This is a genomic window from Flavobacterium terrigena (genome assembly GCF_900108955.1).
Taxonomy (GTDB): domain Bacteria; phylum Bacteroidota; class Bacteroidia; order Flavobacteriales; family Flavobacteriaceae; genus Flavobacterium; species Flavobacterium terrigena.
Genome location: NZ_FNYA01000006.1, coordinates 139,967 through 166,376, shown reverse-complemented (window position 1 = coordinate 166,376; position 26,410 = coordinate 139,967). Strand labels below are relative to the sequence as shown.

At 29.8% G+C, this 26,410-nt stretch carries 33 protein-coding genes; 20 read left to right on the top strand and 13 right to left on the bottom strand.

Going from position 1 to position 26,410, the window contains the following annotated elements; translation table 11 throughout:
* The first annotated feature begins 9 nt into the window (after nt 1-9).
* Both BMX42_RS11125 and BMX42_RS11120 read left to right on the top strand, forming a co-directional pair.
* Entirely contained in the window at nt 10-1,089 is a 1,080-nt protein-coding gene (locus tag BMX42_RS11125) for an HlyD family secretion protein (RefSeq protein WP_091313931.1), read from the top strand.
* 2 nt (nt 1,090-1,091) lie between these two features.
* Nucleotides 1,092-2,687: an MDR family MFS transporter gene (locus BMX42_RS11120; RefSeq protein ID WP_091313927.1), complete on the top strand. Its 1,596-nt coding sequence runs from the start codon at nt 1,092-1,094 to the stop codon at nt 2,685-2,687.
* Between the two features lie 50 nt (nt 2,688-2,737).
* Here the strand turns inward: BMX42_RS11120 and yaaA are convergent, their stop codons facing one another.
* Nucleotides 2,738-3,496 carry a peroxide stress protein YaaA gene (gene yaaA / locus BMX42_RS11115; RefSeq protein ID WP_091313923.1) on the bottom strand — a complete coding sequence of 253 codons (759 nt, stop codon included), beginning with the start codon at nt 3,494-3,496 and terminating at the stop codon, nt 2,738-2,740.
* A 149-nt stretch (nt 3,497-3,645) separates the two neighbouring features.
* Here yaaA and BMX42_RS11110 point away from each other — a divergent pair, with 149 nt between their 5' ends.
* The 11 genes from BMX42_RS11110 to BMX42_RS11055 all read left to right on the top strand — a co-directional run bounded on the left by BMX42_RS11110 (nt 3,646) and on the right by BMX42_RS11055 (nt 12,019).
* Nucleotides 3,646-4,395 carry a Rossmann-like and DUF2520 domain-containing protein gene (locus BMX42_RS11110; RefSeq protein WP_091313919.1) on the top strand — a complete coding sequence of 250 codons (750 nt, stop codon included), beginning with the start codon at nt 3,646-3,648 and terminating at the stop codon, nt 4,393-4,395.
* Nucleotides 4,379-4,906, top strand: coding sequence for a KdsC family phosphatase (locus tag BMX42_RS11105; RefSeq protein ID WP_091313915.1), 528 nt, complete (start codon nt 4,379-4,381; stop codon nt 4,904-4,906). Before BMX42_RS11110 ends, BMX42_RS11105 begins: the two co-directional genes overlap by 17 nt.
* 29 nt (nt 4,907-4,935) lie before the next feature.
* Entirely contained in the window at nt 4,936-5,850 is a 915-nt protein-coding gene (locus tag BMX42_RS11100) for a geranylgeranylglycerol-phosphate geranylgeranyltransferase (protein ID WP_091313912.1), read from the top strand.
* A gap of 1 nt (nt 5,851) precedes the next feature.
* Nucleotides 5,852-6,433: a Maf-like protein gene (locus tag BMX42_RS11095; protein ID WP_091314126.1), complete on the top strand. Its 582-nt coding sequence runs from the start codon at nt 5,852-5,854 to the stop codon at nt 6,431-6,433.
* A gap of 78 nt (nt 6,434-6,511) precedes the next feature.
* A complete protein-coding gene (gene pyrR / locus BMX42_RS11090) occupies nt 6,512-7,054 on the top strand; it encodes a bifunctional pyr operon transcriptional regulator/uracil phosphoribosyltransferase PyrR (protein ID WP_091313908.1) in 543 nt (180 codons plus the stop codon).
* An 80-nt stretch (nt 7,055-7,134) separates the two neighbouring features.
* Nucleotides 7,135-8,064, top strand: a complete 930-nt coding sequence (locus tag BMX42_RS11085; protein ID WP_091313905.1) for an aspartate carbamoyltransferase catalytic subunit — start codon at nt 7,135-7,137, stop codon at nt 8,062-8,064.
* A 24-nt stretch (nt 8,065-8,088) separates the two neighbouring features.
* Entirely contained in the window at nt 8,089-8,421 is a 333-nt protein-coding gene (locus tag BMX42_RS11080; RefSeq protein WP_091313901.1) for a ribonuclease Z, read from the top strand.
* Nucleotides 8,422-8,812: 391 nt separating this feature from the next.
* Nucleotides 8,813-9,718 carry a ribonuclease Z gene (locus BMX42_RS11070; protein WP_091313895.1) on the top strand — a complete coding sequence of 302 codons (906 nt, stop codon included), beginning with the start codon at nt 8,813-8,815 and terminating at the stop codon, nt 9,716-9,718.
* A gap of 69 nt (nt 9,719-9,787) precedes the next feature.
* Entirely contained in the window at nt 9,788-10,429 is a 642-nt protein-coding gene (gene pdxH / locus BMX42_RS11065; protein WP_091313890.1) for a pyridoxamine 5'-phosphate oxidase, read from the top strand.
* Nucleotides 10,430-10,631: 202 nt separating this feature from the next.
* Nucleotides 10,632-11,135, top strand: a complete 504-nt coding sequence (locus BMX42_RS11060; protein ID WP_091313886.1) for a CAP domain-containing protein — start codon at nt 10,632-10,634, stop codon at nt 11,133-11,135.
* Nucleotides 11,136-11,524: 389 nt separating this feature from the next.
* Entirely contained in the window at nt 11,525-12,019 is a 495-nt protein-coding gene (locus BMX42_RS11055) for a CAP domain-containing protein (protein WP_177169163.1), read from the top strand.
* An 87-nt stretch (nt 12,020-12,106) separates the two neighbouring features.
* On the opposite strand, the gene rsmD is transcribed toward BMX42_RS11055, so the two are convergent.
* Both rsmD and BMX42_RS11045 read right to left on the bottom strand, forming a co-directional pair.
* Entirely contained in the window at nt 12,107-12,712 is a 606-nt protein-coding gene (gene rsmD, locus BMX42_RS11050; RefSeq protein ID WP_091313880.1) for a 16S rRNA (guanine(966)-N(2))-methyltransferase RsmD, read from the bottom strand.
* Nucleotides 12,709-13,512 (bottom strand): DUF3822 family protein, encoded by an 804-nt coding sequence (locus BMX42_RS11045; RefSeq protein ID WP_245748285.1) that lies wholly within the window; start codon nt 13,510-13,512, stop codon nt 12,709-12,711. Before BMX42_RS11045 ends, rsmD begins: the two co-directional genes overlap by 4 nt.
* A 107-nt stretch (nt 13,513-13,619) precedes the next feature.
* On the opposite strand from BMX42_RS11045, the gene BMX42_RS11040 reads away from it, so the two are divergent.
* The gene (locus BMX42_RS11040) at nt 13,620-15,038 is read left to right on the top strand and encodes an ATP-dependent DNA helicase (protein ID WP_091313877.1); all 1,419 of its coding nucleotides are present in this window, start codon (nt 13,620-13,622) and stop codon (nt 15,036-15,038) included.
* 45 nt (nt 15,039-15,083) lie between these two features.
* Nucleotides 15,084-15,812, top strand: coding sequence for a 3-deoxy-manno-octulosonate cytidylyltransferase (kdsB, locus tag BMX42_RS11035; protein WP_091313873.1), 729 nt, complete (start codon nt 15,084-15,086; stop codon nt 15,810-15,812).
* Here the strand turns inward: kdsB and BMX42_RS11030 are convergent, their stop codons facing one another.
* From BMX42_RS11030 to BMX42_RS11000, 7 genes are all read right to left on the bottom strand, one after another.
* On the bottom strand, nt 15,813-16,166 hold the full coding sequence (locus BMX42_RS11030; RefSeq protein ID WP_091313868.1) for a hypothetical protein: 354 nt from the start codon (nt 16,164-16,166) through the stop codon (nt 15,813-15,815).
* A gap of 99 nt (nt 16,167-16,265) precedes the next feature.
* Nucleotides 16,266-16,826, bottom strand: coding sequence for a DUF6642 family protein (locus BMX42_RS11025; RefSeq protein ID WP_091313864.1), 561 nt, complete (start codon nt 16,824-16,826; stop codon nt 16,266-16,268).
* 2 nt (nt 16,827-16,828) lie between these two features.
* Nucleotides 16,829-17,797, bottom strand: coding sequence for a YitT family protein (locus tag BMX42_RS11020; RefSeq protein WP_091313861.1), 969 nt, complete (start codon nt 17,795-17,797; stop codon nt 16,829-16,831).
* A 21-nt stretch (nt 17,798-17,818) separates the two neighbouring features.
* Nucleotides 17,819-18,271 (bottom strand): hypothetical protein, encoded by a 453-nt coding sequence (locus BMX42_RS11015; protein ID WP_091313858.1) that lies wholly within the window; start codon nt 18,269-18,271, stop codon nt 17,819-17,821.
* 92 nt (nt 18,272-18,363) lie between these two features.
* Nucleotides 18,364-18,657 carry a hypothetical protein gene (locus tag BMX42_RS11010; RefSeq protein ID WP_091313855.1) on the bottom strand — a complete coding sequence of 98 codons (294 nt, stop codon included), beginning with the start codon at nt 18,655-18,657 and terminating at the stop codon, nt 18,364-18,366.
* Between the two features lie 148 nt (nt 18,658-18,805).
* Nucleotides 18,806-19,522, bottom strand: coding sequence for a potassium channel family protein (locus BMX42_RS11005; RefSeq protein WP_091313852.1), 717 nt, complete (start codon nt 19,520-19,522; stop codon nt 18,806-18,808).
* A gap of 29 nt (nt 19,523-19,551) precedes the next feature.
* Nucleotides 19,552-20,214 (bottom strand): spermidine synthase, encoded by a 663-nt coding sequence (locus tag BMX42_RS11000; RefSeq protein WP_091313849.1) that lies wholly within the window; start codon nt 20,212-20,214, stop codon nt 19,552-19,554.
* Nucleotides 20,215-20,267: 53 nt separating this feature from the next.
* Between BMX42_RS11000 and BMX42_RS10995 the strand changes: the two genes are divergently transcribed.
* Together BMX42_RS10995 and BMX42_RS10990 are read left to right on the top strand one after the other, a co-directional pair.
* Nucleotides 20,268-20,816, top strand: a complete 549-nt coding sequence (locus BMX42_RS10995; RefSeq protein ID WP_091313847.1) for a 1-acyl-sn-glycerol-3-phosphate acyltransferase — start codon at nt 20,268-20,270, stop codon at nt 20,814-20,816.
* Nucleotides 20,817-20,888: 72 nt separating this feature from the next.
* A complete protein-coding gene (locus BMX42_RS10990; protein ID WP_091313844.1) occupies nt 20,889-21,902 on the top strand; it encodes an LVIVD repeat-containing protein in 1,014 nt (337 codons plus the stop codon).
* Between the two features lie 34 nt (nt 21,903-21,936).
* Here the strand turns inward: BMX42_RS10990 and BMX42_RS10985 are convergent, their stop codons facing one another.
* A complete protein-coding gene (locus BMX42_RS10985) occupies nt 21,937-22,443 on the bottom strand; it encodes a helix-turn-helix domain-containing protein (protein WP_091313841.1) in 507 nt (168 codons plus the stop codon).
* A 285-nt stretch (nt 22,444-22,728) separates the two neighbouring features.
* Between BMX42_RS10985 and BMX42_RS10980 the strand changes: the two genes are divergently transcribed.
* Genes BMX42_RS10980 through BMX42_RS10970 form a run of 3 tightly spaced genes read left to right on the top strand, consistent with a single transcriptional unit; the run spans nt 22,729 to nt 24,908 of the window.
* Nucleotides 22,729-23,847, top strand: a complete 1,119-nt coding sequence (locus BMX42_RS10980; protein WP_091313838.1) for a M14 family metallopeptidase — start codon at nt 22,729-22,731, stop codon at nt 23,845-23,847.
* Nucleotides 23,848-23,868: 21 nt separating this feature from the next.
* On the top strand, nt 23,869-24,348 hold the full coding sequence (locus BMX42_RS10975; RefSeq protein WP_091313834.1) for an Lrp/AsnC family transcriptional regulator: 480 nt from the start codon (nt 23,869-23,871) through the stop codon (nt 24,346-24,348).
* 47 nt (nt 24,349-24,395) lie between these two features.
* Nucleotides 24,396-24,908: a DinB family protein gene (locus tag BMX42_RS10970; RefSeq protein ID WP_091313830.1), complete on the top strand. Its 513-nt coding sequence runs from the start codon at nt 24,396-24,398 to the stop codon at nt 24,906-24,908.
* Between the two features lie 39 nt (nt 24,909-24,947).
* Here BMX42_RS10970 and BMX42_RS10965 read toward each other — a convergent pair whose 3' ends face one another.
* Entirely contained in the window at nt 24,948-25,346 is a 399-nt protein-coding gene (locus BMX42_RS10965; protein WP_091313828.1) for a DNA primase, read from the bottom strand.
* An 86-nt stretch (nt 25,347-25,432) separates the two neighbouring features.
* A complete protein-coding gene (locus tag BMX42_RS10960) occupies nt 25,433-26,407 on the bottom strand; it encodes a deoxyhypusine synthase family protein (protein ID WP_091313825.1) in 975 nt (324 codons plus the stop codon).
* Nucleotides 26,408-26,410 lie beyond the last annotated feature (3 nt).

The window sequence follows — 26,410 nt, the reverse complement described above, 5'->3', positions numbered from 1 at the left end:
ATATTCAAAATGGAAAAAAAGAAAACCAATAAAAAATTCACATTCGTTCTAATTGGATTAGTAACTTTAGGTGTGGTATATGGTGGATATAAATATAATCATTCACTTTCGCATGAAACAACTGATGATGCACAAGTAGAACAAAACATGACTCCGATAATCCCAAGAGTAACTGGTTTTATTGAAAAAGTATATGTAAAAGACAATCAATTCGTAAAAAAAGGAGATACTTTATTTGTGATTGATAACAGCGATTATACCGTAAAAGTGGAAGAAGCTAAAGCAGCATTATTAGCCGCACAAAGTTCATTTGAAGTTTCAAAAGCAGATGTTGGAACAGCTCAAAGTACAGTTTCTGTTAGTGATGCGAATGCAAAATCTTCAGTAAATAGTATCGAATCGGCTCAAATTAGATTATGGAGAGCCACTAACGATTTCGAACGTTTTGAAAACTTGTATAAAAACAAATCGATTACAAAACAACAATACGAACAAGCTTTAGCAGCGAAACAAGAAGCGGAAAGTCAATTAAAAATGATGAAGCAACAAAAATCCGCAAATGATTTCCAAAAAAATGTTGCTGTAACAAGAACGAATGTTTCTCAAAAACAAACTTCTGTTGCTGCAGCAAATATTGAAAGAGCAAAAGCTGCTTTAGACGCTGCTATGTTAAACTTAAAATATACAGTGGTTACAGCTGCTACAAACGGACAAATTTCAGCTGTTGATTTACAACCTGGACAATTAATTCAACCAGGACAGTCTTTATTTTATATCATTAATTCTGAAGAAGTTTGGGTTGTGGCTAATTTTAAAGAAACGCAGTTAAATAAAATGAAATTAGGTCAAACTGTAGAAATTAAAGCAGATGCTTTTCCAGGTGAAAAATTCGAAGGTACAATTACTTCATTTTCTCCAGCAACAGGTTCACGTTTTTCATTGTTACCACCAGATAATGCTACTGGAAACTTCGTAAAAACAGTACAACGTTTACCAGTTAAAATTTCATTGACAACAAATAATATTAAAGATAAAATCAATTTACTTCGTTCAGGAATGAATGTTGAAGTTGATGTACATTTAAATTAATCATGAGCACGAGCACAACAAACACAAACGAAGATAGTTTAGTTGAATATGGCTTTAACCGAGTAATAATCACAATTACTGCTGTCTTATGTGCGCTTTTAGAAATTGTAGATACTACGATTGTAAATGTGGCATTAAACGACATGCGTGGAAGTCTTGGTGCAACATTAACTGATGTAGCTTGGGTAATTACAGCTTATGCAATTGCGAATGTTATTGTAATTCCGATGACAAGCTGGTTGTCGCAACAATTTGGTAGAAGAAATTATTTTGCAGCATCCATCATTATATTTACAACAGCATCATTTTTATGTGGAAATGCAAATGATATCTGGGAATTAATCATTTTTAGATTTATTCAAGGATTGGGTGGAGGAGCACTATTAGTAACTTCTCAAACGATTATTACCGAAAGTTATCCTGTTGCAAAACGAGGAATGGCGCAAGCTATTTACGGAATGGGTGTAATTGTTGGTCCAACTTTAGGGCCGCCGTTAGGAGGTTATTTAGTAGATACGTATTCATGGCCATATATTTTTTACATCAATATTCCAATTGGAATTATCGCTACATTATTAACGTTACGATATGTAAAAAGTCCAAAATACGGAGAGAAATTAAGCGCGAATCAAGTCGATTGGTACGGAATTTTAACTTTAGCTGGATTTATTGGATCTTTACAATATGTTTTAGAACACGGACAACAAGATGATTGGTTTAACGACAGAACAATAGTTACGCTAAGTTTAGTAAGTTTCTTTAGTTTGTTTTTCTTTATTTGGAGGCAATTAACGTATAAATATCCAATCGTAAACCTGAAAGTTTTAAAAGATACCAATTTACGAGTTGGAACGATTTTAAGTTTCATTATGGGATTTGGTTTATATGGTTCCACATTTATTATTCCAATTTATACACAATCGATATTAGGTTGGACTGCGACTGACGCGGGATTATTGTTAATTCCAAGTTCATTGATGACGGCTTTTATGATGCCAATTATTGGTCAATTATTACAAAAAGGAGTTCCTCAGAAATATTTGGTTGCGCTTGGTTTCTTGATGTTCTTTTTCTTTACATTTTGGATGTACAACGTAATGACACCAGACACTGGAGAAGAATACATGTATTGGCCATTAATTATTAGAGGATTAGGTTTAGGATTATTATTTGTTCCGATTACGACTTTATCACTATCAACATTAAAAGGAAAAAGTATTGGAGAAGGAGCTGCTTTTACAGGAATGATGCGTCAACTTGGAGGTTCATTTGGAATTGCAATTATCACCACATTTATAGCACGATTTAGTCAAGAACACCGTGTGAATTTAATCGCCAATATTGATGCAACAAAAACACAAGTTCAAGATAGAATTACTCAGTTACAACATGGTTTTATGGCGAAAGGATTTAGTTCGAATGAAGCCTTAGCAAAAGCTCATAAAATAATTGATTTTAGTGTGACGAAACAAAGTACAGTTTTATCATACATGGACATTTTTTTATACTTAGGAATTCTGTTTTTAATTTGTATTCCGATTATACTTTTAATCAAAAACAATAAAAACAAAGTTGATATTAGTGAAGCAATGCACTAATCAAAATATAATTCAAAAAAAAATCCCAATCAATTGATTGGGATTTTTTTTTATCTCGTAAAAACTAATTTATTTCCTTCTGATAAATTACTATCAAAAGCGTAACCTTCGTAGTTGAAACCTTTCAAATCCTCAATAGTTTCGGCATTCGTATCAATAATATAACGAACCATCATTCCTCTAGCTTTTTTAGCAAAGAATGAAATCATTTTCAGTTTACCGTCTTTGTAATCTTTAAACTCTGGCGTAATTACAGGAACTTTTAGTTTCTTCACATCAACAGCTGAAAAATATTCGTTACTGGCTAAATTCACAAATAATTCATCTTTTTCTAATTCCGAATTTAAAGTATCTGTTATAGTTTTCTTCCAAAATTCGTATAAGTTTTTCTTCGTACCAATTTTGATTGAGGTTCCCATTTCTAATCGGTAGGCTTGCATTAAATCTAAAGGTTTTAATAAACCATATAAACCTGAAAGTATGCGTAATTTATCTTGTAAATCGTCTAATTTTTCTACAGATAAAGTATAAACATCTAATCCCAAATACACATCACCATCAAATGTAAAAACTGCTGGTCTGGCATTCTCAGTAGTAAAAGGTGTTTGCCAATCTTGATTGCGTTGCCAGTTTAATTCGCCTAATTTTTCAGAAATATGCATTAATTCCATCAATTGTTTTGGCTTCTTCTTTTTCAAAGTTTTCTGAATGGTTTCCGCTTGTTTTAGAAAAGCAGATTCCGTGTGTAATTTGGTTGGAAGTTCCTTGTCAAAGTTTAAAGATTTTGCTGGCGATATAACGATTTTCATTTTTCGGTAGATTTTTTTCAAAAATAGGTAATAGGATGATTTCATACAACACAGATTTAAGAAATTTCAAAGATTTATATAATTTTTAAAATCTGTTTAACATTAAAAATGATATTGTAATTGATATTGCAATTGTTTATCTTCGCAACATGATAAAAGTAATTCTTTTAGGTTCAGGAAACGTGGCAACGCATTTATTTCAGGCTTTTTCCAAAGCATCTGAAGTAGAAGTAGTTCAGGTTTTTTCTAGAACTCTTTCAAAAGATTTTCCTGAAAGCATTCAAACTTCCGATTTTACTCAAATTTTAGAAGCTGATGTTTACATTATTTGTGTTTCTGATAACGCTATCGCAAATGTTTCTAATCAATTACAATTTGAAAATAGGTTAGTGGTTCATACTTCTGGAAGTACTGATTTTGATGTGCTTGACGCAAAAAACAAAAGAGGCGTTTTTTATCCATTACAAACCTTTACTAAAAATAAAGCTGTCGATTTTAAGGAAATTCCAATTTGTTTAGAAACTGAAAACGCTGAAGATTATGCGATTTTAGAAAAATTAGCCAAATCGATTTCCAATTCTGTCAATAAAATTGATGGAAAACAACGAAAAGCATTACATGTTTCGGCGGTTTTTGTGTGTAATTTCACGAATCATTTGTATCAAATTGGTAATGAAATCTGCAAAGAAAATAATATTCCATTCCATATTTTACAACCTTTAATTGAAGAAACAGCTCAGAAAATAAAATCACTTTCTCCACAAGAAGCACAAACTGGTCCGGCTGTGAGAAATGATAGTAAAACAATTGAAAAACATATCGATTTTCTAACCGATGAAAATCAAAAAGAAATATATAAAATCCTGACAAAATCTATACAAAATGTCGAAAAGTTATAAAGAATTAATGAATGATATTAAAGCGTTTATCTTTGATATTGATGGAGTTTTAACAGATGGAACCGTACATATTTCGGAAGACGGACAATTGCTTCGTCAAATGAATATTAAGGATGGTTATGCGATGAAAGCCGCTGTAGACAAAGGTTATCCGGTTTGTATTATTTCTGGCGGAAGCAATGAAGGTGTTCGTGTGCGTTTACAAAATTTAGGAATCAAAGACATTTATTTAGCTGCTCCAGATAAAGTAGAAAAATTTCATGAAATTTGCGATGCGTATCAACTAAAACCAGAAGAAATTCTATATATGGGTGACGATATTCCGGATTATTTAGTGATGCAAAAAGTCGGATTACCAACGTGTCCACAAGATGCAGTTCAAGAAATTAAAGGAATTTGCAAATATATTTCTCACGTAAATGGTGGAAGAGGCGCAGTTCGTGACGTAATCGAACAAGTATTGAAAGTTCAAGGAAAATGGATGGATGATTTTGACGCCAAGTTTTTTTAAAAATAATATACAATTCACATAAAATAAAAATGAAATACTACTTAAAACTTATACGCATAGAAAATTTATTAATGATTGCTTTATCGCAAATCGTAATAAAATATACTTTTTTAAATCAAGCTGAAATTTTACAAGCCTTATCAGATTGGAAATACTTTTTACTAATAATTGCCACTCTTTCAATAGCAGCTGCAGGTTATATTATTAATGATATTTACGATGTAGATGTGGATAATATTAACAAACCAAGTAAGGTTTATGTTGGCACACATATTTCAGAAAAAAACGCTTATAATTTATATTTTGCTTTAAATGTAATTGGAGTTGGTTTAGGTTTCTATTTGAGTAGAGCAGTAGGGAAACCAGCTATTGCAGCAACATTTGTTATTTGTTCTGCCTTATTATATGTGTACTCAAACGGATTAAAACAGATTCCACTAGTAGGAAATGCAGTTATTGCAACTTTAGCATCTTTTAGTATTTTAGTTGTTGGGTTGTTTAATATCTATCCTTTTATATTTGATTTTAATAGGGCAGAAATGTTTAATATTTTATCTGTAATTATTGATTATGCAGTTTTAGCTTTCTTATTACATTTTGCAAGAGAAATTATCAAAACAATTGAAGATATTGAAGGTGACAAAGCTTTTGAAATTACAACTGTAGCATCTTATTTCGGAATTACAATAAGTAAAATAATTTCAAGTGTAACTTTACTTGGTTTTATTGCATATGCTTGTTATTTCATTTACAATAACATCATGCACATGCCTTATGTTATTGGTTATTTTGTGGCGTTGTTGTTTTTACCAACATTTTTTGTGATTGTTAAAACGATTCTAGCAAAAGAAAAAAAGGATTTTAGTTTTATCAGTAAACTATTAAAATTCATCATGCTTGCAACTATTTTATCATTAACAGCAATTGTTTTAATTGGGAATTAGTATGCTGAACGAAAAATTCAAAAATCATCGTATCATTTTAGCTTCTGGTTCACCAAGAAGACAACAGTTTTTGAAAGAATTAGATGTCGATTTCGAAATTCAATTAAAAGATATTGAAGAAATTTATCCAGAACATTTACAAGCGGAAGAAATTACGAATTTCCTAGCTAAATTAAAAGCTTCGGCGTTTACTTTAGATTTAGACGATAACGATATTCTGATCACTTCAGATACGATTGTTTGGCTAAATAATAAGGCTTTAGGTAAACCGAAAGATTATGATGATGCTTTTGAAATGCTTACCGAAATGTCAGGAACAACACATAAAGTTATTACTTCAGTTTGTATTAAAACCACGATTAAAGAAATCGTTTTTTACGACGAAACTTTAGTGACATTTACTGCATTATCTTCAGATGAAATTAAATATTATCTAAATAATTACAAGCCTTTTGATAAAGCAGGTTCGTACGGAATTCAGGAATGGATTGGTTTAGTCGCAATTGAAAAAATTGAAGGAAGTTATGCGAATGTAGTTGGCTTGCCAACGCACAGATTATATCAAGAATTAATGAAGTTATAGTTTTTAGGAGTCTTTTTCTTTCAACTGTTTTCTTTGTTCTAAATTTTACTTACTTTTGTAAACACAACACATAAAAACATGAGTCAAAAAGTATTGCTCAACACTAAAGAAGTCAATATCATTCTACATCGATTGGCCTGTCAATTAATCGAAAAACATCTCGATTTTTCTAATACCATACTTATCGGAATTCAGCCAAGAGGTGCTTTTTTAGCCAAAAGATTAACTGAAATTTTAAAAGAAGAATATCAAATTTCCGATTTAAAACTAGGTTTATTAGACATTACTTTCTTTAGAGATGATTTCCGAAGAAGTGAAAAACCATTCGAAGCCAATCAAACACAAATCGATTTTTTAGTAGAAGATAAAAATGTCGTTTTCATTGATGACGTCTTATATACTGGAAGAAGTATTCGCGCAGCCTTAACAGCCATTCAATCGTTTGGAAGACCAAAATCTATTGAACTTTTAACCTTAATTGACAGACGTTTTAGTCGTGATTTACCTATTCAACCTGATTATCGTGGACGACAAGTAGACGCCATTAACAACGAAAAAGTTTTGGTAAAATGGAAAGAAAATGATGGCGAAGATGCCGTTTATATTGAAGTGAAGTCGTAGTGACAGGTCTAGACCTGTCATAATTATATAAAGAAAACAGAATCTGAAATTAATTCAGATTAAACAACACAACAACAAAAATGAAAGAATTAAGCGTCAATCATTTACTAGGAATAAAATACATCAACAAGAATGATATTAATTTAATTCTTGAAACTGCCGATCAGTTCAAAGAAGTAATTAATCGTCCCATAAAAAAAGTGCCTTCATTAAGAGATATTACCATTGCCAATATCTTTTTTGAAAATAGTACACGTACAAAATTATCTTTCGAGTTGGCTCAAAAACGACTTTCAGCTGATGTGATGAGTTTTTCTTCAGCACAATCGTCTGTTAAAAAAGGAGAAACGTTAATTGATACGGTGAATAATATTTTAGCGATGAAAGTGGATATGGTTGTAATGAGACATAGTTCTCCTGGAGCCGCTCATTTTCTATCGCAACATGTAAAAGCAAGTATTGTAAATGCTGGTGATGGCGCACACGAACATCCAACACAAGCATTATTAGATAGTTACACCATTAGAGAAAAATTAGGAGAAGTTGCAGGTAAAAAAATTGTAATTGTTGGTGATATTTTACACAGTAGAGTAGCGCTTTCCAATATTTTTGCCTTACAAATGCAAGGTGCAGAAGTGAAAGTTTGCGGACCAAAAACACTAATTCCACAATACATCAATTCATTAGGAGTTACTTACGAACCAAATTTGATAAAAGCGCTAGAATGGTGTGATGTAGCGAATATGTTACGCGTTCAAAACGAAAGATTAGACGTTAGTTATTTCCCGAATACTCGTGAATACACGCAACAATTCGGACTAACAAATGAAATATTAAACAATCTGAATAAAGAAATTGTAGTGATGCATCCCGGACCAATTAATCGTGGTGTGGAAATTACTTCAGACGTGGCGGATGGAAATCATTCAGTTATCTTAGATCAAGTCGAAAATGGAGTTGCCGTGAGAATGGCGGTTATTTATTTATTAGCAAGTAAGATTCAGAACTAGATTTAACTCATAAACTTTTCAAAAATGAAAGTAGAACATAAAGGACATACTACAACGATTAAAGATACTGAAAGCAGTTTTGATGCGTTTTTAGAAAAAGTAACTTCTCAATATAACTCGTACAAATCAGTTAATTTAATTATTGACGTAACACATGATAAGTCATTTAATTTAAGTCAATTAAAACAATTTTCTGATTTAGCTAAAACACATAAAAAGAATAAAAAATCTTTTGTAGTTGTGGCAAAAGACATTGATTTTAACAAAGTGCCGACTTCAATAAATACGGTTCCTTCTTTATTAGAAGCACACGATATTATTGATATGGAAGAAATTGAACGCGATTTAGGATTTTAATTATGAAAACATCTAACCAAACCAAAATATACATATATACAGCATTATTGTTTATATCTACTTTTTTAACAGCAGTTTATACAATTAGAGGTTTTAAAAATAATGATTTCAATTATATTTGGATAGCTGCAAGTTTATTAATGTCAATAAGCTTTATTATACAAATCATCAAATTAAGTAAAATCGAAAACAATAAATAATGACTAGAAGAGCTAAATTCAACCTGTTTTTCCTAATATTAGCAGTTATATTACTAGTATTAAATATAGTTATTTCTTTCAGAGAAAATAAAATTGAATGGTTTAGAATCATATCAAACATTTTATTGATTCTTCTTTTTACAATGAACATCTACAACGAAAATAAGAAACAAAAATTGCAATAACCTACTTTGAAAGTCAAGATATTAGGCTGTTATGCCGCTACACCAAGAACAATCACTAATCCTACTTCGCAAGTTTTAGAAATAAAAAGTCACATGTTCTTAGTAGATTGTGGCGAAGGAACACAAGTACAGCTTCGCAAACACAAAATTAAGTTCTCTCAAATTGAACATATTTTTATTTCACATTTACATGGCGATCATTTCTTTGGATTAATTGGCTTGATCTCTACTTTTATGTTATTAGGTAGAGAAAAAGATTTACATATTTATGGTCCGAAAGGCATTAAAGAAGCCATATTATTGCTTTTAAAATTAGGAAATGCATATACTTCATATAATTTATTTTTTCACGAATTGACTTCAAAAGAAAGCGAAATCATTTACGAAGATGAAAAAGTAAAAGTGACTACAATACCATTAAAACATAGAGTTTACACAAACGGTTACTTGTTCGAAGAAAAAAACAAAGAACGAAAACTGAATATTGATGCCATTTTAAATTATGATATTGAGAAAGTATATTATAATAAAATTAAATATGGTGGTGATATCACTTTAGATGACGGAAGAGTTATTCCAAATGCCGAATTATCTTTCGATCCAGAAATCGCAAAAAGTTATGCCTTTTGTTCAGATACGATATATAACGAGGAAATTATTCCGATAATTAAAAACGTTACCGTTTTATATCACGAAAGTACTTTTCTAGAAAGCGAAAGTCATTTAGCAGAAAAAACCATGCATACAACTGCAAAACAAGCCGCAAATATTGCTAAATTAGCAGAAGTAAAAAACTTATTACTCGGACATTATTCAACACGTTACGGCAATATTGAATTATTCAGAACCGAAGCCAATGAAATTTTCGAAAATGTTTTGTTAGCCGATGATGGTTTGGAATTTGAGTTTTAAGATTTATTATACTGAGAAACAAAATAAATTAAAAAGCCTTCGCGACTTTCTGACTTCGCGGCAAACAACATGAAAGATTTATCCAATTATAGAAAATCATACGAAAAGAGTGAATTGTTAGAAACTACAATTCCGGATGATGCTATACAATTGTTTCATAAATGGTTTTATGAAGCAGAAGAACAAGAAGATGGAGAAGTAAACGCTATGACCGTCGCTTCTATTGGTTTAGACGGATTTCCAAAAAGTAGAGTAGTGCTTCTTAAAAAGTTTAACGAAGAAGGCTTTATTTTCTATACCAATTATAATTCGGAAAAAGGAAAAGCAATTTTACAAAATCCAAATATCTGTTTATCCTTCTTTTGGCCAATTTTAGAGCGTCAAGTAATTATTAAAGGTATTGCTGAAAAAACATCAAATACTATTTCAGATAATTATTTCAATTCTCGCCCAGAAGGAAGCAAGCTTGGCGCGATTGTTTCTAATCAAAGTGAAGTTATTCCATCAAGAGAATATTTAGATGAAAAACTAAAAGCTTTAGAAAAAGAAACGGAAGGTTCAGAAATTAACCGACCAGAAAATTGGGGTGGATTTTTAGTAAAACCTGTTGAAGTAGAATTTTGGCAAGGTAGAGCCAACAGATTACACGACAGAATTAGATATAAAATACAACAAGATTTTTGTTGGAAAATAGAAAGATTATCTCCTTAATTGTTATAAATCTATAAAAAATAGAATCCTAAACACAATGTTTAGGATTTTTTTTATGTTTTTACTTACAAAAAATATAACAAACTGAAGTTGAATTGTTTAAAATGTTAAATTTTAGTGTATTTTGTCGATTTTTTTCACAGTTAAACGAAGAAATTATATATTTGCCACGAATATAAATGAACCCCCCAAATCGGAAGTTATGAAAAAAATAATGCTTTTAAAGAGCGTGGTTATTCTGTGCTTTTCAGTTACGTTAATGTCTTGCTCAAGCGAAGATACATCGGAAGTTGAAACTACAAAACCATCAATTGTATTAAATACATATACACAATCAGATTTTGAATTAGAATTATTAGATTTAATAAATCAAGATAGAGTTAGCAAAGGGTTAAGTGCTTTAACTATCTTAAGTCAAATTTCATACGTTGCATCTACACATGATGACTATATGATTTCAAAAGGCGTAATCAGTCATGATAATTTTGAAGAAAGAGCAGAATCATTAGAAGCAGGACTTGGTGCTGTTACAGCAAGTGAAAATGTTGCTTCAGGTTTTAACACACCTTCTGGTGTATTAGCAGCTTGGAATGCAAGTCCAGCACATAGAGCAAATTTAGAAGGAAATCACACGCACTTTGGATTAGCTGTAAAAGCTGATGCAACAGGAAAAAAATATTATACATTATTGTTCATCAGAAAATAAATTGATAAACATATTGTTTAGTTTTTAATTACACTTTAAAAATCCCGTTCCGATATTTTTCAGAACGGGATTTTTTTTTCTCCTATGTCTACACCTTAAACTTCTACAATATTATGTTCATACAATTGAAATTAATATAAATTGAAGATATTTCTAGCAAAAAAGCAACAACTATTATATTGTTAATCAAATAGTTACATAAAATTATGGTTTTAATCTCAGTAAGTAGTCTTTTTTTATGTTTTTACTTACAAAAAACATAACTACCTGAAAATAAAGTAGTTGAAATGTTAAAATTTAGTGTATTTCGTCGATTTTATTTGCAGTTAAACTGAAAATACATACATTTGTCCTGTAAATCAATCACTTAGTCGATAATTATGAAAAAAATGATGTTTTTAAGAAGTTTAGTAGTTTTATGTTTTTCAATGTTTTTATTGTCTTGTTCAAGCGAAGATGCAACAGGAGTTGAAACAACAAAACCATCAGTAGTATTAAAAAGCTACACACATTCAGCTTTTGAAATTGAATTATTAGATTTAGTAAATCAAGATAGAGTTAGCAAAGGCTTAAATGCTTTAACAATAATAAGCGAAATTTCTTATGTTGCTTCTACTCATGATGATTATATGATTTCAAAAGGTATTGCAAGTCATGATAATTTTGAAGATAGAGCAGCATTATTAAGAAGTGGACTTGGAGCAATTTCTTCAAGTGAAAATATTGCAGCTGGTTATAATACTCCAGCATCTACTTTAGCTGCTTGGAATGCTAGTCCAACACACAAAGCAAATTTAGAAGGAAATCATACACACTTTGGATTAGCTGTAAAAGCTGATGCTGCTGGTGTAAAATATTACACTTTAATGTTCATCAGAAAATAATTATAAACATAGTGTTTTAATAGTTTAGTTTTAGTTACAATGCAAAAATCCCGTCTCGTTTAATTATGAGACGGGATTTTTTTTATTTTATTCTGATTCAGTTTCGTCGTCTTCATCATCGTCTTCTGTGATATCATCACTTTCATCTTCATCGCTTACTAATTCAAAAAATGTAAAAGTGGTTCCTCCATAAGTTCTGGCAAATGAAAAATTATCCAAATGTTCCAATTTAGTATCTTTAGAATGTTCAATAATCAACATGCCTTCTTCGTCTAATATTTCATTTTCGAAAATTAAATTCGGAATTTTTTCAAAATCTTTTTGATCTAAATGATATGGTGGATCAGCAAAAATAATATCATAACTTCCTTTATGTTTTTGTAAAAAAGTAAAAACATCACTTTTAATTGGCGTAATATCAAAATCAAATTCAGTTGATATTTTTCTAATAAAATTGACACAACCCATATCGGCATCAACTGCAACTAAAGGCGTAGCACCACGAGAAGCAAATTCGTAAGCAATATTTCCAGTTCCAGAAAATAAGTCTAAGATTTTAAGTTCACCAAAATTAAAATGGTTGTTCAAAATATTAAACAAAGCTTCTTTCGCCATGTCGGTGGTTGGTCTTACAGGCAAATTTTTAGGCGCTTGTAATCTTCTTCCTTTATATTTTCCTGATATTATTCTCATGAGTGAAATAAAATAAAGTGCTTTAATAGGTCTTTTTCTTCCACATTAAAGGCTGTTTTTAATTGCGACACATCTAACAAACTACAATTTCTTATGTATTTGTACGCTATCTTAAAAGAATCACTTTCTTCCGAAATGTCACCTACAAACTGAACTGGAACAATTTCCGGATTCAGTTGCAATTGCTCATATGTGAACAATAAGTAATAAATGAAATCTTCTAACGTTTTGTAAATAAATGTGTTAAACAATAATAAATGTTTGTTTTTGGTAACTACAATTTCAAATCTATCATTTTGAAAATGTACCCAAACTTGTTTTGCATCGTTATTCTTAGAAAAATCTAATGCTTTTTTAACGAATATCGAATTGCAATTCTTATAATCAAAAGTATCGTAATGATCTAATAAATAGTTATTTATATTCGTATATGGAATAAAAACATTGTTTAAATCGTACGTATCTAAATAATCGTAAGCAAAATAATCCGTTTCAAAAACTTTTGAATTATACTGCAAATAACTTCCTAAATAATTCGGATCAAATAGGGAAGAAGGCACAAAAGTGTTTAAATTAGAATTGTGCAAAACCACTACATCATCGTACTTCTCTTCTAAAATAGGGTTTTCCACAAATATTTTCCACAATTCTTCTTCTACCACATTATTTTCTTTGATGGAATACGATTTATGTGTAATTATTTTGTTCGAAATCAAATCAATAACACAAAAAGAAAGGTTACTATTTGCAACCTCAAAGCATAACTTTTTATATGTTTTTTGAGTAATATCTTGATTCATGTTTTCTATTTGATTGACAAATTTACATTTTTTGAGAGAATTAAAAACCCTCAAATGAAATTATATTTAAAATCCTTGCTATATTTGAAGTTCTTAAATAAAAATTAATGTCGCCAACGCAATTTTACAGAATTTTAATGGATAATTTTCCTTTTGAGCCTACCGCAAATCAGGATATTTTCTTCCAAAAAATTGCCGGTTACATTCTACATTCCAAAGACGATTTATTTGTGTTAAAAGGGTATGCCGGAACAGGAAAAACTACGGTGATTTCTACTTTGGTAAATCAATTGAATACAGCAAATAAAAAATCGGTGATGTTAGCACCAACTGGTCGTGCTGCGAAAGTGATGTCGGCATATTCTGAAAAACCAGCATTTACCATTCACAAACGAATTTATTTTCCAAAAAAAAATAAAAATGGCGGTGTTGGATTTGTGATGCAAGCCAATAAATTTAAAGATACGATTTTCATTGTGGATGAATCGTCTATGATTTCAGACCAATCTAACGAAACGAGTTTGTATGAAAATGGTTCTTTATTAGATGATTTACTTTTTTATGTTGATGCTGGACAAAATTGCAAGTTAATTTTAGTTGGAGATACGGCGCAGTTGCCACCAGTCAATTCTGATATTAGTCCGGCTTTAGATATTCATTCTTTAAATGTTCATTATGATAAAGAAATCGTTCATATTGAATTGGATGAAGTCATGCGACAAGCTGAAAATTCTGGGATTTTATACAACGCAACTGAATTACGAGAATTACTAAAATCACATTTTGTTGATGCTTATAAATTCAATTTGAAAAGCTATAAAGATATAGTGCGATTAGAAGATGGTTTTGATATTGAAGACGCCATACATCAATCGTACAGAAATTATTCTACGGAAGATACCGCTTTTATTGTGCGCTCGAACAAAAGAGCGAATCAATACAATCAGCAAATTAGACAACGTATTTTAGGAAAAGAAAGCGATTTATCCGCTGGCGATTTACTAATGGTAGTGAAAAACAATTATTTTTGGTTGAATGATACTTCACAAGCTGGTTTTATTGCCAATGGTGATATCATTGAAGTCTTAAAAATCAGAAATATTCAAGAATTGTACGGATTTAAATTCGCAAATGTTACCATACGAATGGTTGATTATCCGAATGAAGCTTCCTTTGAAACCGTTTTACTTTTAAATACTATTGAAAGTGAATCGGCATCGTTAACCTATGAAGAATCGAACTTATTATACCAGGAAGTTTCTAAAGATTACGAAAACGAAACTCATAAATATAAAAAGCTTTTAAAAGTCAAAAGCAATCCATATTTTAATGCGTTGCAAGTCAAGTTTTCTTACGCGATTACTTGTCATAAATCGCAAGGAGGTCAATGGAGTAGTGTGTTTGTAGAAAAACCCTATTTACCAAATGGTGTCGATAGAGATTATGTTCGTTGGTTATATACTGCAATTACTAGAGCGAAAGAAAAATTATATTTAATTGGTTTTAAAGATGAAGATTATGAGTAAATTTGACTTTTAACAAACCATAAAACCATTAACAAAATTTATACAATGAAAATAATTGCTGTCATTCCTGCTCGTTATGCTTCTACACGATTTCCTGCTAAATTAATGCAAGATTTAGGTGGAAAAACGGTTATTTTAAGAACTTATGAAGCAGCTGTGGCTACGAATTTGTTTGATGATGTGTTTGTGGTTACCGATTCTGATTTAATTTATAACGAAATTATTTCGCACAACGGAAAAGCGATTATGAGCATCAAAGAACACGAAAGTGGGAGCGACCGAATTGCGGAAGCTGTAGAAAATATTGATACTGATATTGTCATAAATGTTCAAGGTGATGAACCTTTTATCAATAAAACGCCGTTAGAACAAATTATTGAAGCTTTCAAACAAGATGCAGAAAAGAAAATAGATTTGGCTTCGTTAATGTTTGAAATTAAAGATAAAGTTGAAATTGAAAACCCGAATAATGTCAAAGTGATTACTGATCAACAAGGTTTTGCTTTATATTTTTCTCGTTCTGTAATTCCGTTTCCTCGTGAAGAAAATGTTGGTGTGCGTTATATGAAGCATATTGGAATTTACGCCTTTAGAAAGCAAGCATTGATGGATTTCTATCGTTTACCAATGCTTTCTTTAGAAGCTTCAGAAAAACTAGAACAATTACGTTATTTAGAATACGGAAAACGTATTAAAATGATAGAAACTTCACATGCAAGTATAGGAATTGATACGTTGGAAGATTTAGAAAAAGCGAGGTTGTTGGTTAAATAATTATTTAATCACAATCTCAGATTCATATTTTATTACGATTTCTGGTTTTCCTTTATACATAATAACAGTTCCAGTAATGCAAATGGTTTTTTCATTTAAAAATTCTAATGGATTATAAGAGAATTTTTCTCTATCACGTTTAAAAATAATGATTGAAAAAGCATTATTAGGATAAGCCTTTCCGAAATTCAGAATTACGTTTTCGCCCTTGGTTTCATGAACTCCAGTAACTTTTTCGCAAATGGTAATGGTTTTACCTTCAAATGAATTAATGTTTTCTATTGTTGGCGTTGCTTCTTGGGCAGAAACAACAGATGCAAAGACTAAGAATAAAAGTAGTAGATTTTTTTTCATTTGGTGCAATTTATGTTTTAAACAAAAATATATTATTACAAATAAATGATATTAAATGATGATTCGCAAAATTATCTATCACATTTATAAGAATTTAGCTTAAAAATACAATCTAAAATCTAATAGTTTACAAAGCGCGTAATGTTTTTCAAAAAGTGTTTCAACAACTTCAGTAATATCATCATTTTCTTGAAAAAGCTGAAAAAAGGCTTGGTCTAGTTGGTAACTTTTTAAGTTACTAAATTTTGCACCATATCCAGAAATCGCTTTAGCTCCTGTCACATCTAAGAAAAATTGTGCTTCATCATTTGTTAACTCTAAGGTTTTAGTATTGGCAAAATGAATAATTTTTCCTTTCATTTTACCTTCAAAAAGTTCAGCAATTTCATCTAAACTATAATAGTAATCGTAAATACAAATTGAATTATCTTCGCCTTCCATCACTAAATAAATAATTTCATAATTCTTAAAATTATGATCATCGTAGAGTAGTGCCGACAAACTTTCTTCTAAACCTTCAATCGTATCGCAAGCTTTGTAAATATTAGTAATCCCGTGATGTAAAGCTAGATTTTCTAACTCTTTTACTACTTCGGTTGTCTCAATAACTTCAACATCTGAAACTGCTTCTAAACAAAAAATAAATTGATCAATTTCCATGCTTAATGTTTCAATGGTCGTTTTTTAATCATACCGCCACGAGTATCTTTTACACTATTCATCACTACAAAAGCAGAAGGAGAAATTTTGTCCAATTCGGTCATTAATTTGTTTAATTCTAACCTAGTAATTACAGTGTAAACAATATCGGTTTGTTTCGTTTCGCCACGTTTTCCAAAACCTTTTTTACCACTGTAAACCGTAACTCCACGACCCATTATGTTGATAATCATTTCTCTAATTTCTTCATTGTGCGAAGAAACAATAGTAACACCGATATATTCTTCAATACCTTCCACAATAAAATCGAGCGTTTTCGAAGCTGCCAAGTACGTAATCATCGAATACAAAGCGACTTCAATTCCTAAAAAATAAGCAGCAGTACTGAAAATAAGAATGTTGATGATAATAATGACATCACCAATAGTTGTCCCAAATTTTCGACTTAAATAAATGGCTAAAACTTCCGTTCCATCAATAACGGCGCCACCTCTAATAGCAAAACCAATTCCAGCTCCAAGGAAAAATCCACCAAAAACGGCGACTAATAAATTATCGTTTGTAACATTTGGAAAAGTCAATGTGGCTAAAGCTATGGAAAGTCCGCCTATGGCAAATGCTGTTTTTATGGCAAATTGTTTTCCAATTACATTATAACCTAAAAATACAAATGGTAAATTGACACAAATAATTAGTATATATAATGGAATATTAGTTAGTGAAGCTACAAGTAAAGAAATACCTGTAGCGCCACCATCAATAAAATGATTCGTTAATAAAAATGCTTTAAAACCAAATGATGCAGATAAAATTCCCAATAAAATCAAGAACACATCTTTGATATTATGTTTCACTGTGATTTTAAATTTCTTATATGCTTTCGCGAAAATATAATCAGATATTTTACTTCTATCTATTGTATCATCGCGAATTATGAGTTTAAGAATGATATTTTTGAAAAATGAATTCATTTTATATATTTTAAGAATGATTTATGTGATTTTATTCAATAGCGTTTGCCATTTTTGAATAATTTCAATTTCGTTCAGTATTAATCGGGTTTCGTTTTTATTGAAAAATTCTAAAACGACTGTTGGTTTACTAGCGAAAGTTAACTCTAATTCTAACTTTTCTAGTACTTTATGATTATTTTCTGTTCGCTCAATTCGGCATTTTAGCAATTCCGAAATATTGATGGAGATAAATTTATCAAATTCTTCTGATTTTTTAGAGAAAAATAGCATTTTATTTGTTTTGTCTATTCCGATTATAGATTGATTCCAATCGTCTTTTTCTTGAATAGTCGCATTGCTTTCTTGCGCTTTTTTAACTAAATTTTGAATTCTTCTTTTGCGTTTTTTACTATTATTTACACTGAATAATACGAATGGAAATACACATATTATGACTAATATGATGCCAATTGTTAAGGATGTTGAATCCATGTTTTTAAATTTTAAATTAATGATACATTACTGTTTTGCAGGCATTTTTTTAATACTTACAAACTTATTTTACGAGTAAAATGCATAATTAATTACCAGAAATTATGGAAAGGAAATATAATATCAGTTTTCTTGAAACTAATAGGAATAATAGTATAAGAAAAATGATTTTTGGCTAAAACCGATTTGTTTTCTTTTTTCTTATTTATAGCTTTTATAAAATGAATGTTATAAAAAGCTTTTGTAATTTTAGTTTTTGCTGTATAAACGTGAACTTGTAACGTTCTGTTTAAATTATCACTTAAAACAGTTGGAGAATCAACAGTATGGATTTCCTTTTTCTCTGATTGTTCTTGCTGTGGAATTGGATTAATACCATCAGCCATCTGTTGTAAATTACCTATAACAAAGTAGCTTAGAACAGAAAAAAAAAGTATAAATAATATTTTTATGGTATTTCTCACTTTGCCAAAAGTAGTTTTTATAACTGAAAAGTACTAATTGAAGCGTGGAATTTAGGATAATTTTAATACTTTAAATTTCACTTTCGTGGTCAAAATAACCTTTACTTTTTACTTTAGATGAAAAGAAATTTAAAAATAAAACTAAAAACGATAAGAAAAACATAGCTTGAATACTTACTAAAACTTTTGCAAATGTTGTAACAGGATAAAAATCACCATAACCGATAGAATTTGAAGTAATTATACTAAAATAAATTGGATCAAACCAATATATAAATGGTTTATTCATATTGTTTCCTAAAGTATATAAAACTGCGAAAGCACAAACAATTTCTAAATAATTTAAGAACAAAAGCAGCATCGAACGTTTATATGAACGCGGTCGAGAAAGCATATCAGAAGCAAAAATTAAAGTTGGGATGTATAAAACAGTTTCTAACAAAACATAGACCATAATATAAATCAGAATTGCATGCTCTTGCCAATTGTTTTTTAAAATTAATATTGGGAATGTTAACTTCAATAAAATATAAAAGTCCATTGCTATATCTTGATATTCAGAATTTCTTTTTGAAACCCAATATTTGATATAAATCCCAGGAAAGAGAAGTTGTGAAATAGATAAAAACAATCTGAAAATTTTCTCAATCCCATTATCGTCTTGATGATCATTATTCCAGATAGATTTAATATTTAGAATTCTTTTCTGAATGGGATTAATAATTAACCTAGGTTGATCTTTTCTAGTAATTTTTCCAAGGAGAAGTTGTCTTAAAAAGCTTTTCATTTTTTATTTTTTTGTAGTGAAAGGGTTTCTTATAACCTTTTAATAATAATTAAATCATTATAACGTTCTACATTTTTTAGTACTTTTTTTGAAAAATTTTCATCTTCAAAATATTCTAAATAAAGTTCAATTTTATCTTTTTTACTTTTATCTAAAACCATCATATTAAAGATGATATAACCATTTTTTTGAAGTAATTGTTTTACATTATCTATGAAGTTTTTCTCAAATAAAAATCCTGGCATTTCTGTATCTTTAAAAATATCTACTATTATTAAATCGTAAGAATCTTTACTAGTTGAAACAAATTGTTCTGCATCGTCAATCACACATTTAAAATTACTAACTTTATTTAAACCAAAATATGAATTCGCAATTTCAATTACTTCAGCATCTAACTCAACACCAGTAATGTTTTTGGTAAACGAAAAATCTTTAATTAGTGTCTGAACAACGCTTCCGCCTGCCACTCCTAAAACAAGAACATTATCCATTCTATTAATTTCAAATCTACCAATCGTTATAAGTCCTTTTTTGAGAACTGTTTGCAAACTACCGAAAGAATAATTGGTGTTTTTAGTGTTCAACAACGTTTTACCATTATACAAAGTTACTTCTAACGACTGACTAATTTTAGACGATTTATTATAAACTGTAATAGGATAGAGGTAACTAAGTATTTTTTTCAACATGTTGCTGTAATTTAAGTAAATATACTATATTTTTGCTGTCCAAATTTACAAGAATGAAACAAATAATTTACCGATTTATATTTTTTAAATTATTGGGTTGGAAAGTGAAAGGCACTTTCAATACCAGCATAAAAAAATGCATTATAATTGTGGTTCCACATACAAGTTGGTTCGATTTTTTTACGGGTGTTTTCTTTAGAGGAACTTTTCCAGTTGAAATTAATTTCTTAGCTAAGAAAGAATTATTCAAATTTCCATTAGGTCCATATTTAAAATGGATGGGCGGAACTCCTTTGGATAGAAGTAAAACAGAAAATAAAGTTGACGCCATTGCTAAAATATTTGAAACCAAAGAAGTTTTCAGATTGTCTCTATCTCCAGAAGGAACTAGAAAAAAAGTAACACAATGGAAATCAGGATATTATTATATTGCTCAAAAAGCGAATGTACCAATTATCCCTATTGGATTTGATTACGCTAATAAGCAAGTTATTATTTTCGAGCCTTTTACCATTACAAATGATTATGAAAAAGATTCAAAATATCTAGAAAGTCTATTTAAAGATGTAAAAGGAAAAATACCCGAGAATAGTTATTTTTAAAAAAAATATTATTTTAAAACCATAGTATAAAGTTTTACGTATATACAAATATAACTTTAAAAACTAAATACTATGAAACGAATTATTTTATCAATTTCCGCTTTAACAATTCTATTAACGTCATGTTCAGATAACGAAACGACACCAATGGAACCAATGACTAAACCTGAATTAAAATTAATTACAACAAGTAACACTACAGGGAAAGTTTCATTCACTAACTTATTAGAATCTACAACAACTGCAAAATCACTAACCATTAATGGTTTAGATGCTGATGGAGCCTATTTTAATAGCGAAACAGACGAACTAATGTTAGCTTCAAGAACTAACAACACTTTACAATTATATAAAGGATTAAATAGCTCAGTAGCTAACGACACTGATGTTTTACTTTTACAAGCTTCAACTGCTAATACCGATTTCAATAATCCAAGAGAAATTGCCGTTTCTGGCGATAAAGTTATCGTTACTCAAGATCAAAACGCTGCAAATGGTAATGTAAATAAATTTATTGTATATCGAAAAACTAGTGCTGGTTTTACATTATTAAACTCATACACCTTAAACTTTAAAGTTTGGGGAATTCATATTGAAGGTACAACTTTATACGCTGTTGCTGATTTATCTAGTGATTTATTGGTTTTCGACAACTTTTTTTCAAATCCGAATGGAAGCATTTTACCAACTAAAAGAGTTACAATTGAAGGCTTAGTAAGAACTCACGGAATTACTTTTTCCACATCAGATAATAGAATGATTTTAACTGATGTTGGAAATGCAGCTTCTGATAGTGATGGTGGAATTATTGTTATTAACGACTTTTCAGCAAAAATTAACGCAACAGCAAACTTAGGAACAATTGCTATGACCAATCAAGTTAGAATTTACGGCCCAAACTCTACATTAGGAAATCCAGTTGATGTTGCATACGATAGCGATAAAAATTACATTTACATTGCAGAGCGATTAAATTCAGGTGGGAAAGTATTAACTTTTGCATTACCTACTAGTACTAGTGACGCTATGCCATTAAATAGCAGAACTGAAGCCGGAGTTTCATCTGTTTATTTAATAAGAAAATAATAGTTTAAGTTTTTTGAGAGAATCCCAATTTGATTTATTTCAGGTTGGGATTTTTTTGCGAATAGGTTTTAAAAGTTCCATCTTTATAAAAAATAACAATTTGTTCAATATCTGAATTGTTATTTAGTGCATTTGTCGGATTATTGAAAACTTCCGTATTTGAAAATTTTTTAGAAATATTTTCAAATACACGATTTTTTTCATTTTCGATTGATGACACATTATTCGAAAATAAATCTGATGAATTTATTTCTTCTTCTTTTTCATTTTTTTGAATAGGAGTGATCTCCATTTTTTCTGGATTATAATTTTCACCTTTCGGAAAATTTCCTTTTCCATTTAATAACCATAATAATTCTACATCAGGAAAATTCTCTATAACTTTTAAGATAAAATCTAAACTCGGTTTGTTTCTTCCTGACAATAGGTGAGAAATGCTCGAACGTTGTACGTTGATTTTATCTGCAAATGAAGAAGCAGTTAGTCCATAATAATCAAAAATGGTTTCTAATCGTTTCACAAAATCGTCCGTATTTATCATGGTAATTTAAATTGTAAATTATGTTTACAAATGTAATAAAATAATTCATATAATGGTAAATTACAATTGTAAATATGTTTAAAACAACTTCATCAGCATCAACAATAAGTTTATTTAAAACGATATAACTTATTAATAATTAGTATTTTATGTTTTAATAATTAAATTGATTTACATTTGTCAATTAATCTTAGTATTTAGTGATTATTATTGTTTACAATTGTTTACAGTTGATTTGTTTTGTTAGTTTACAAATGTAAAACCAAATATATTTACATTTGTAACATGAAAGATAATTTACAATTAGCAACTGAATATTTATATAGTAATATATTAGGACGATATGTTACTATGAATCATATCGATTCATTTTTAGAGACTTTACATTCTGGTTTTAAAATTTCTACTATTGGATTTTCTGTAGAAAACAATCCTATAAAAGCCATTCAATTTGGTGAAGGAAAAACCAAAATTCTGGCCTGGTCGCAAATGCATGGAAACGAAGCAACAACAACAAAAGGTTTAATTGATTATTTAAACTATTTGAATTTAGATAAAAATGAGTTTGAAAACATATCTAAAAACTACTCCTTATATATAATACCAATTTTAAATCCGGACGGAGCAATATTATACACAAGAGAAAATGCTAATAAAGTTGACTTAAACAGAGATGCTTTCGATTGCACACAGCCTGAAAGTAAAGTATTACGAAGTGTTTTAGAAGATTTTAATCCAGATTATTGTTTTAATCTACACGATCAGCGTACTATTTTCGGATTGTTAGAATCAAAAAAGCCTGCTACTATGTCTTTTTTAACCGCTTCATACAATAATGAAAGAGAATTTAACGTTGTTAGAGAGAAAGCCGCAGTAGTTATAGCTGGAATTGATAATGAGCTTCAAAAATTCATTCCAAATCAAGTGGGAAGATTTGATGATTCTTTTAACATAAACTGCACTGGTGATTATTTTACTCATAAAAATTATCCAACAATTTTGTTTGAAGCTGGGCATTATCACAATGATTATCAAAGAGATATTGTAAGAAAATTTGTTTTTATTTCAATAAAATCTGCGATTTCTGCTTTGGCGCAAAAGAGTACAACTGAGTTGAATTTTAACAATTATTTGCAGATTTATCAAAATAACAAATGTTTTTATGATTTTATTTTCAAAAATGTCAAAATTATTGATAATAATGTAGAAAAAATCATTAAATTTGCAGTTCAATATAAGGAAGTTTTGAAGAATGGTAAAATTGAGTTCATTCCAGAGATTATTCAAGTAGAGAATTTAGATGATTTTTATGCACATCAAACTATTGATTTTAAAAATGATTTATATGAATTTGAAAACAGAAATTTTCCTAAAATTGGCGACACTATAAATATTAGAGTATAAAAAAGATTAAATAAATTGATTATGAGTAAGTTTAGATTAGATGAAGTAGATCACCAAATTTTAGATATGTTAATTGACAATACTAGAATTCCTTTTACAGATATTGCCAAAAAATTATTAATATCTGCTGGTACAGTGCATGTTAGAGTTAAAAAAATGGAAGATGCAGGAATCATTCAAGGTTCTTCATTAACCTTAGATTATGAAAAATTAGGATATTCTTTTATTGCATATGTGGGTATATTTTTACAAAGTACTTCTCAAACAAAATTTGTATTAGAAAGAATTAACGAAATACCTTATGTAACTGTTGCTTCTGTAACTACTGGAAAGTTTAATATTTTCTGTAAAATTAGAGCAAAAGATACAGCAAACGCAAAAGACATTATCTTCCAAATTGATGACATTGATGGAGTTTACAGAACTGAAACAATGATTTCATTAGAAGAAAGCATTAACGACAAAAAACGATTGATGCATACGATTTTCAAAGAATTGTAATATATTTAGGCTTTCATTTTTGAAAGCCTTTTTTATTTTATATAACTATGATACATTTAAACAACAACGAATATTCAGAATACTACGGATATTACATTTCATTGAACGCAAGTGATAATTTAATTCTGAATTTAGAAAATCAATTAGAAGCAACTTGTGATTTTTTTAAATCATTGCCAGTTGAAAAATTAGAATATCAATATGAAGTAGGGAAGTGGACGCCAAAAGATATTTTGCAACACATTATCGATACAGAAAGAATATTCGCTTACAGAGCCTTAAGATTTGCTCGTTTCGACAAAATTAATCTTCCTGGTTATGAAGAAAATGATTACGCAGACGTTGCAGATGCAAATAATAGAACAATAGAAGATTTAATTGAAGAATATAAAATTGTGAAATTAGCTTCGATCCATTTATTTAAAAGTTTTTCAGAAAAAATGCTATTAAATATTGGACAAGCGAACAATGCACCAGCATCTGTAAGAGCTATTGGCTTTATTATTTCTGGACATGAAATACATCACATCAATATCATAAAAGTCAGATATTTGAAATAAAAAAAATCCCGATAGTAATTATCGGGATTTTTTTATGTATTAATCTTCGTCATCTTCATCATCATCGTCAGAATCATCACTGATTTTATTTCCATCAGCATCTTCTTCGTCATCTAACTCGATTTTTTCTTCTTTATCGTCGTCGTCGTCAGAGTCGTCTTCAATTTCTAATTCTTTTAATGCATCTAAACCACCTTCTTCTGGAGCAATAAAATCATCGTCTTCATCAAAGTTTTCAATTCTATCTGCTAACTTCATACTAACTTTTACAAGATAGATAGTGTCTTCGGTTTTTACTTCAACTGCCTCAATGGTTTCATTTTTAGCATTTTTGAAGCGAATAATATCCGAATCATCATATCCGTCAGGAAATTTTTCAACTAATAAGTTTAAAATCTCGTTTGTTAATTTTGCGTACTCTACAATTACTCTTTTCATTTGTTGTGTGCCTTAATCAATTTAAGTGTCAAATTTAGTATTGAAATATTAAAATTTAAATTTTTTTTAAACTTTTTTTTTTCTTATTACCAACCTAAGATATAAGCAAATATTAGAGGTGTCACAATTGTAGCATCAGATTCTACAATAAATTTAGGTGTGTCAATATCTAATTTTCCCCAAGTAATTTTTTCATTTGGAACTGCTCCTGAATACGAACCATAACTTGTAGTTGAATCTGAAATCTGACAGAAATAACTCCAAAATGGCACATCATGCATTTCCATATCTTGGTATAACATTGGTACTACGCAGATTGGGAAATCTCCAGCGATACCACCACCAACTTGGAAGAAACCAATTCCTTTACCAGCACAGTTTTCAGGATACCATTTTGATAACCACATCATGTATTCAATTCCGCTTTTTGTTGTAGACGGTTGAAGTTCACCTTTAATACAGTATGATGCGAAAATATTACCCATTGTACTATCTTCCCAACCAGGAACTACAATTGGTAAGTTTTTTTCAGCAGCTGCAACCATCCAAGAATCTTTTGGATCAATTTCGTAGTATTGTTCTAAAACTCCAGAATTAATCATTTGGTACATGAATTCATGAGGAAAATATCTTTCTCCAGATTTGTCTGCTTTGTTCCAAATATCGTATAAATGCTGTTGTAAACGACGGAAAGCTTCTTCTTCAGGAATACAAGTATCTGTAACTCTGTTAAAGTGATTGTCTAATAAATCTCTTTCTTCTGCAGGAGTTAAATCTCTATAATTTGGTATTCTTTTGTATGAATTATGAGCTACTAAGTTCATAATATCTTCTTCTAAATTCGCACCAGTACAAGAAATAATATGAATTTTATCTTGACGAATCATTTCTGCTAATGATTTTCCTAACTCAGCCGTACTCATCGCACCTGCTAATGTTACCATCATTTTTCCATTGTCTAATAAATGCTCTTCATATCCTTTTGCTGCGTCAACTAAAGCTGCAGCGTTAAAATGTAAATAATGTTTCTCTACAAACTGACTTATTGGTCCTTTACTCATTGT

Excerpts from the sequence above, each read along its gene's own strand:
- BMX42_RS11030 (WP_091313868.1), bottom strand. The coding sequence starts at position 16,166 with ATGAAAAAAAATCTACTACTTTTATTCTTAGTCTTTGCATCTGTTGTT.
- BMX42_RS10995 (WP_091313847.1), top strand. The coding sequence starts at position 20,268 with ATGAAACAAATAATTTACCGATTTATATTTTTTAAATTATTGGGTTGG.
- rsmD (WP_091313880.1), bottom strand. The coding sequence starts at position 12,712 with ATGAGAATAATATCAGGAAAATATAAAGGAAGAAGATTACAAGCGCCT.
- BMX42_RS11055 (WP_177169163.1), top strand. The coding sequence starts at position 11,525 with ATGATGTTTTTAAGAAGTTTAGTAGTTTTATGTTTTTCAATGTTTTTA.
- BMX42_RS10965 (WP_091313828.1), bottom strand. The coding sequence starts at position 25,346 with ATGAAAAGAGTAATTGTAGAGTACGCAAAATTAACAAACGAGATTTTA.
- BMX42_RS11040 (WP_091313877.1), top strand. The coding sequence starts at position 13,620 with ATGTCGCCAACGCAATTTTACAGAATTTTAATGGATAATTTTCCTTTT.
- pdxH (WP_091313890.1), top strand. The coding sequence starts at position 9,788 with ATGAAAGATTTATCCAATTATAGAAAATCATACGAAAAGAGTGAATTG.
- BMX42_RS10985 (WP_091313841.1), bottom strand. The coding sequence starts at position 22,443 with ATGATAAATACGGACGATTTTGTGAAACGATTAGAAACCATTTTTGAT.
- BMX42_RS10975 (WP_091313834.1), top strand. The coding sequence starts at position 23,869 with ATGAGTAAGTTTAGATTAGATGAAGTAGATCACCAAATTTTAGATATG.
- BMX42_RS11120 (WP_091313927.1), top strand. The coding sequence starts at position 1,092 with ATGAGCACGAGCACAACAAACACAAACGAAGATAGTTTAGTTGAATAT.
- BMX42_RS11000 (WP_091313849.1), bottom strand. The coding sequence starts at position 20,214 with ATGTTGAAAAAAATACTTAGTTACCTCTATCCTATTACAGTTTATAAT.
- BMX42_RS10980 (WP_091313838.1), top strand. The coding sequence starts at position 22,729 with ATGAAAGATAATTTACAATTAGCAACTGAATATTTATATAGTAATATA.
- BMX42_RS11125 (WP_091313931.1), top strand. The coding sequence starts at position 10 with ATGGAAAAAAAGAAAACCAATAAAAAATTCACATTCGTTCTAATTGGA.
- BMX42_RS11110 (WP_091313919.1), top strand. The coding sequence starts at position 3,646 with ATGATAAAAGTAATTCTTTTAGGTTCAGGAAACGTGGCAACGCATTTA.
- BMX42_RS10990 (WP_091313844.1), top strand. The coding sequence starts at position 20,889 with ATGAAACGAATTATTTTATCAATTTCCGCTTTAACAATTCTATTAACG.
- BMX42_RS11045 (WP_245748285.1), bottom strand. The coding sequence starts at position 13,512 with ATGAATCAAGATATTACTCAAAAAACATATAAAAAGTTATGCTTTGAG.
- BMX42_RS11005 (WP_091313852.1), bottom strand. The coding sequence starts at position 19,522 with ATGAAAAGCTTTTTAAGACAACTTCTCCTTGGAAAAATTACTAGAAAA.
- BMX42_RS11095 (WP_091314126.1), top strand. The coding sequence starts at position 5,852 with ATGCTGAACGAAAAATTCAAAAATCATCGTATCATTTTAGCTTCTGGT.
- pyrR (WP_091313908.1), top strand. The coding sequence starts at position 6,512 with ATGAGTCAAAAAGTATTGCTCAACACTAAAGAAGTCAATATCATTCTA.
- BMX42_RS11010 (WP_091313855.1), bottom strand. The coding sequence starts at position 18,657 with ATGGCTGATGGTATTAATCCAATTCCACAGCAAGAACAATCAGAGAAA.
- BMX42_RS11020 (WP_091313861.1), bottom strand. The coding sequence starts at position 17,797 with ATGAATTCATTTTTCAAAAATATCATTCTTAAACTCATAATTCGCGAT.
- BMX42_RS10970 (WP_091313830.1), top strand. The coding sequence starts at position 24,396 with ATGATACATTTAAACAACAACGAATATTCAGAATACTACGGATATTAC.
- BMX42_RS11080 (WP_091313901.1), top strand. The coding sequence starts at position 8,089 with ATGAAAGTAGAACATAAAGGACATACTACAACGATTAAAGATACTGAA.
- BMX42_RS11060 (WP_091313886.1), top strand. The coding sequence starts at position 10,632 with ATGAAAAAAATAATGCTTTTAAAGAGCGTGGTTATTCTGTGCTTTTCA.
- BMX42_RS11105 (WP_091313915.1), top strand. The coding sequence starts at position 4,379 with ATGTCGAAAAGTTATAAAGAATTAATGAATGATATTAAAGCGTTTATC.
- BMX42_RS10960 (WP_091313825.1), bottom strand. The coding sequence starts at position 26,407 with ATGAGTAAAGGACCAATAAGTCAGTTTGTAGAGAAACATTATTTACAT.
- BMX42_RS11025 (WP_091313864.1), bottom strand. The coding sequence starts at position 16,826 with ATGGAAATTGATCAATTTATTTTTTGTTTAGAAGCAGTTTCAGATGTT.
- yaaA (WP_091313923.1), bottom strand. The coding sequence starts at position 3,496 with ATGAAAATCGTTATATCGCCAGCAAAATCTTTAAACTTTGACAAGGAA.
- kdsB (WP_091313873.1), top strand. The coding sequence starts at position 15,084 with ATGAAAATAATTGCTGTCATTCCTGCTCGTTATGCTTCTACACGATTT.
- BMX42_RS11085 (WP_091313905.1), top strand. The coding sequence starts at position 7,135 with ATGAAAGAATTAAGCGTCAATCATTTACTAGGAATAAAATACATCAAC.
- BMX42_RS11100 (WP_091313912.1), top strand. The coding sequence starts at position 4,936 with ATGAAATACTACTTAAAACTTATACGCATAGAAAATTTATTAATGATT.
- BMX42_RS11015 (WP_091313858.1), bottom strand. The coding sequence starts at position 18,271 with ATGGATTCAACATCCTTAACAATTGGCATCATATTAGTCATAATATGT.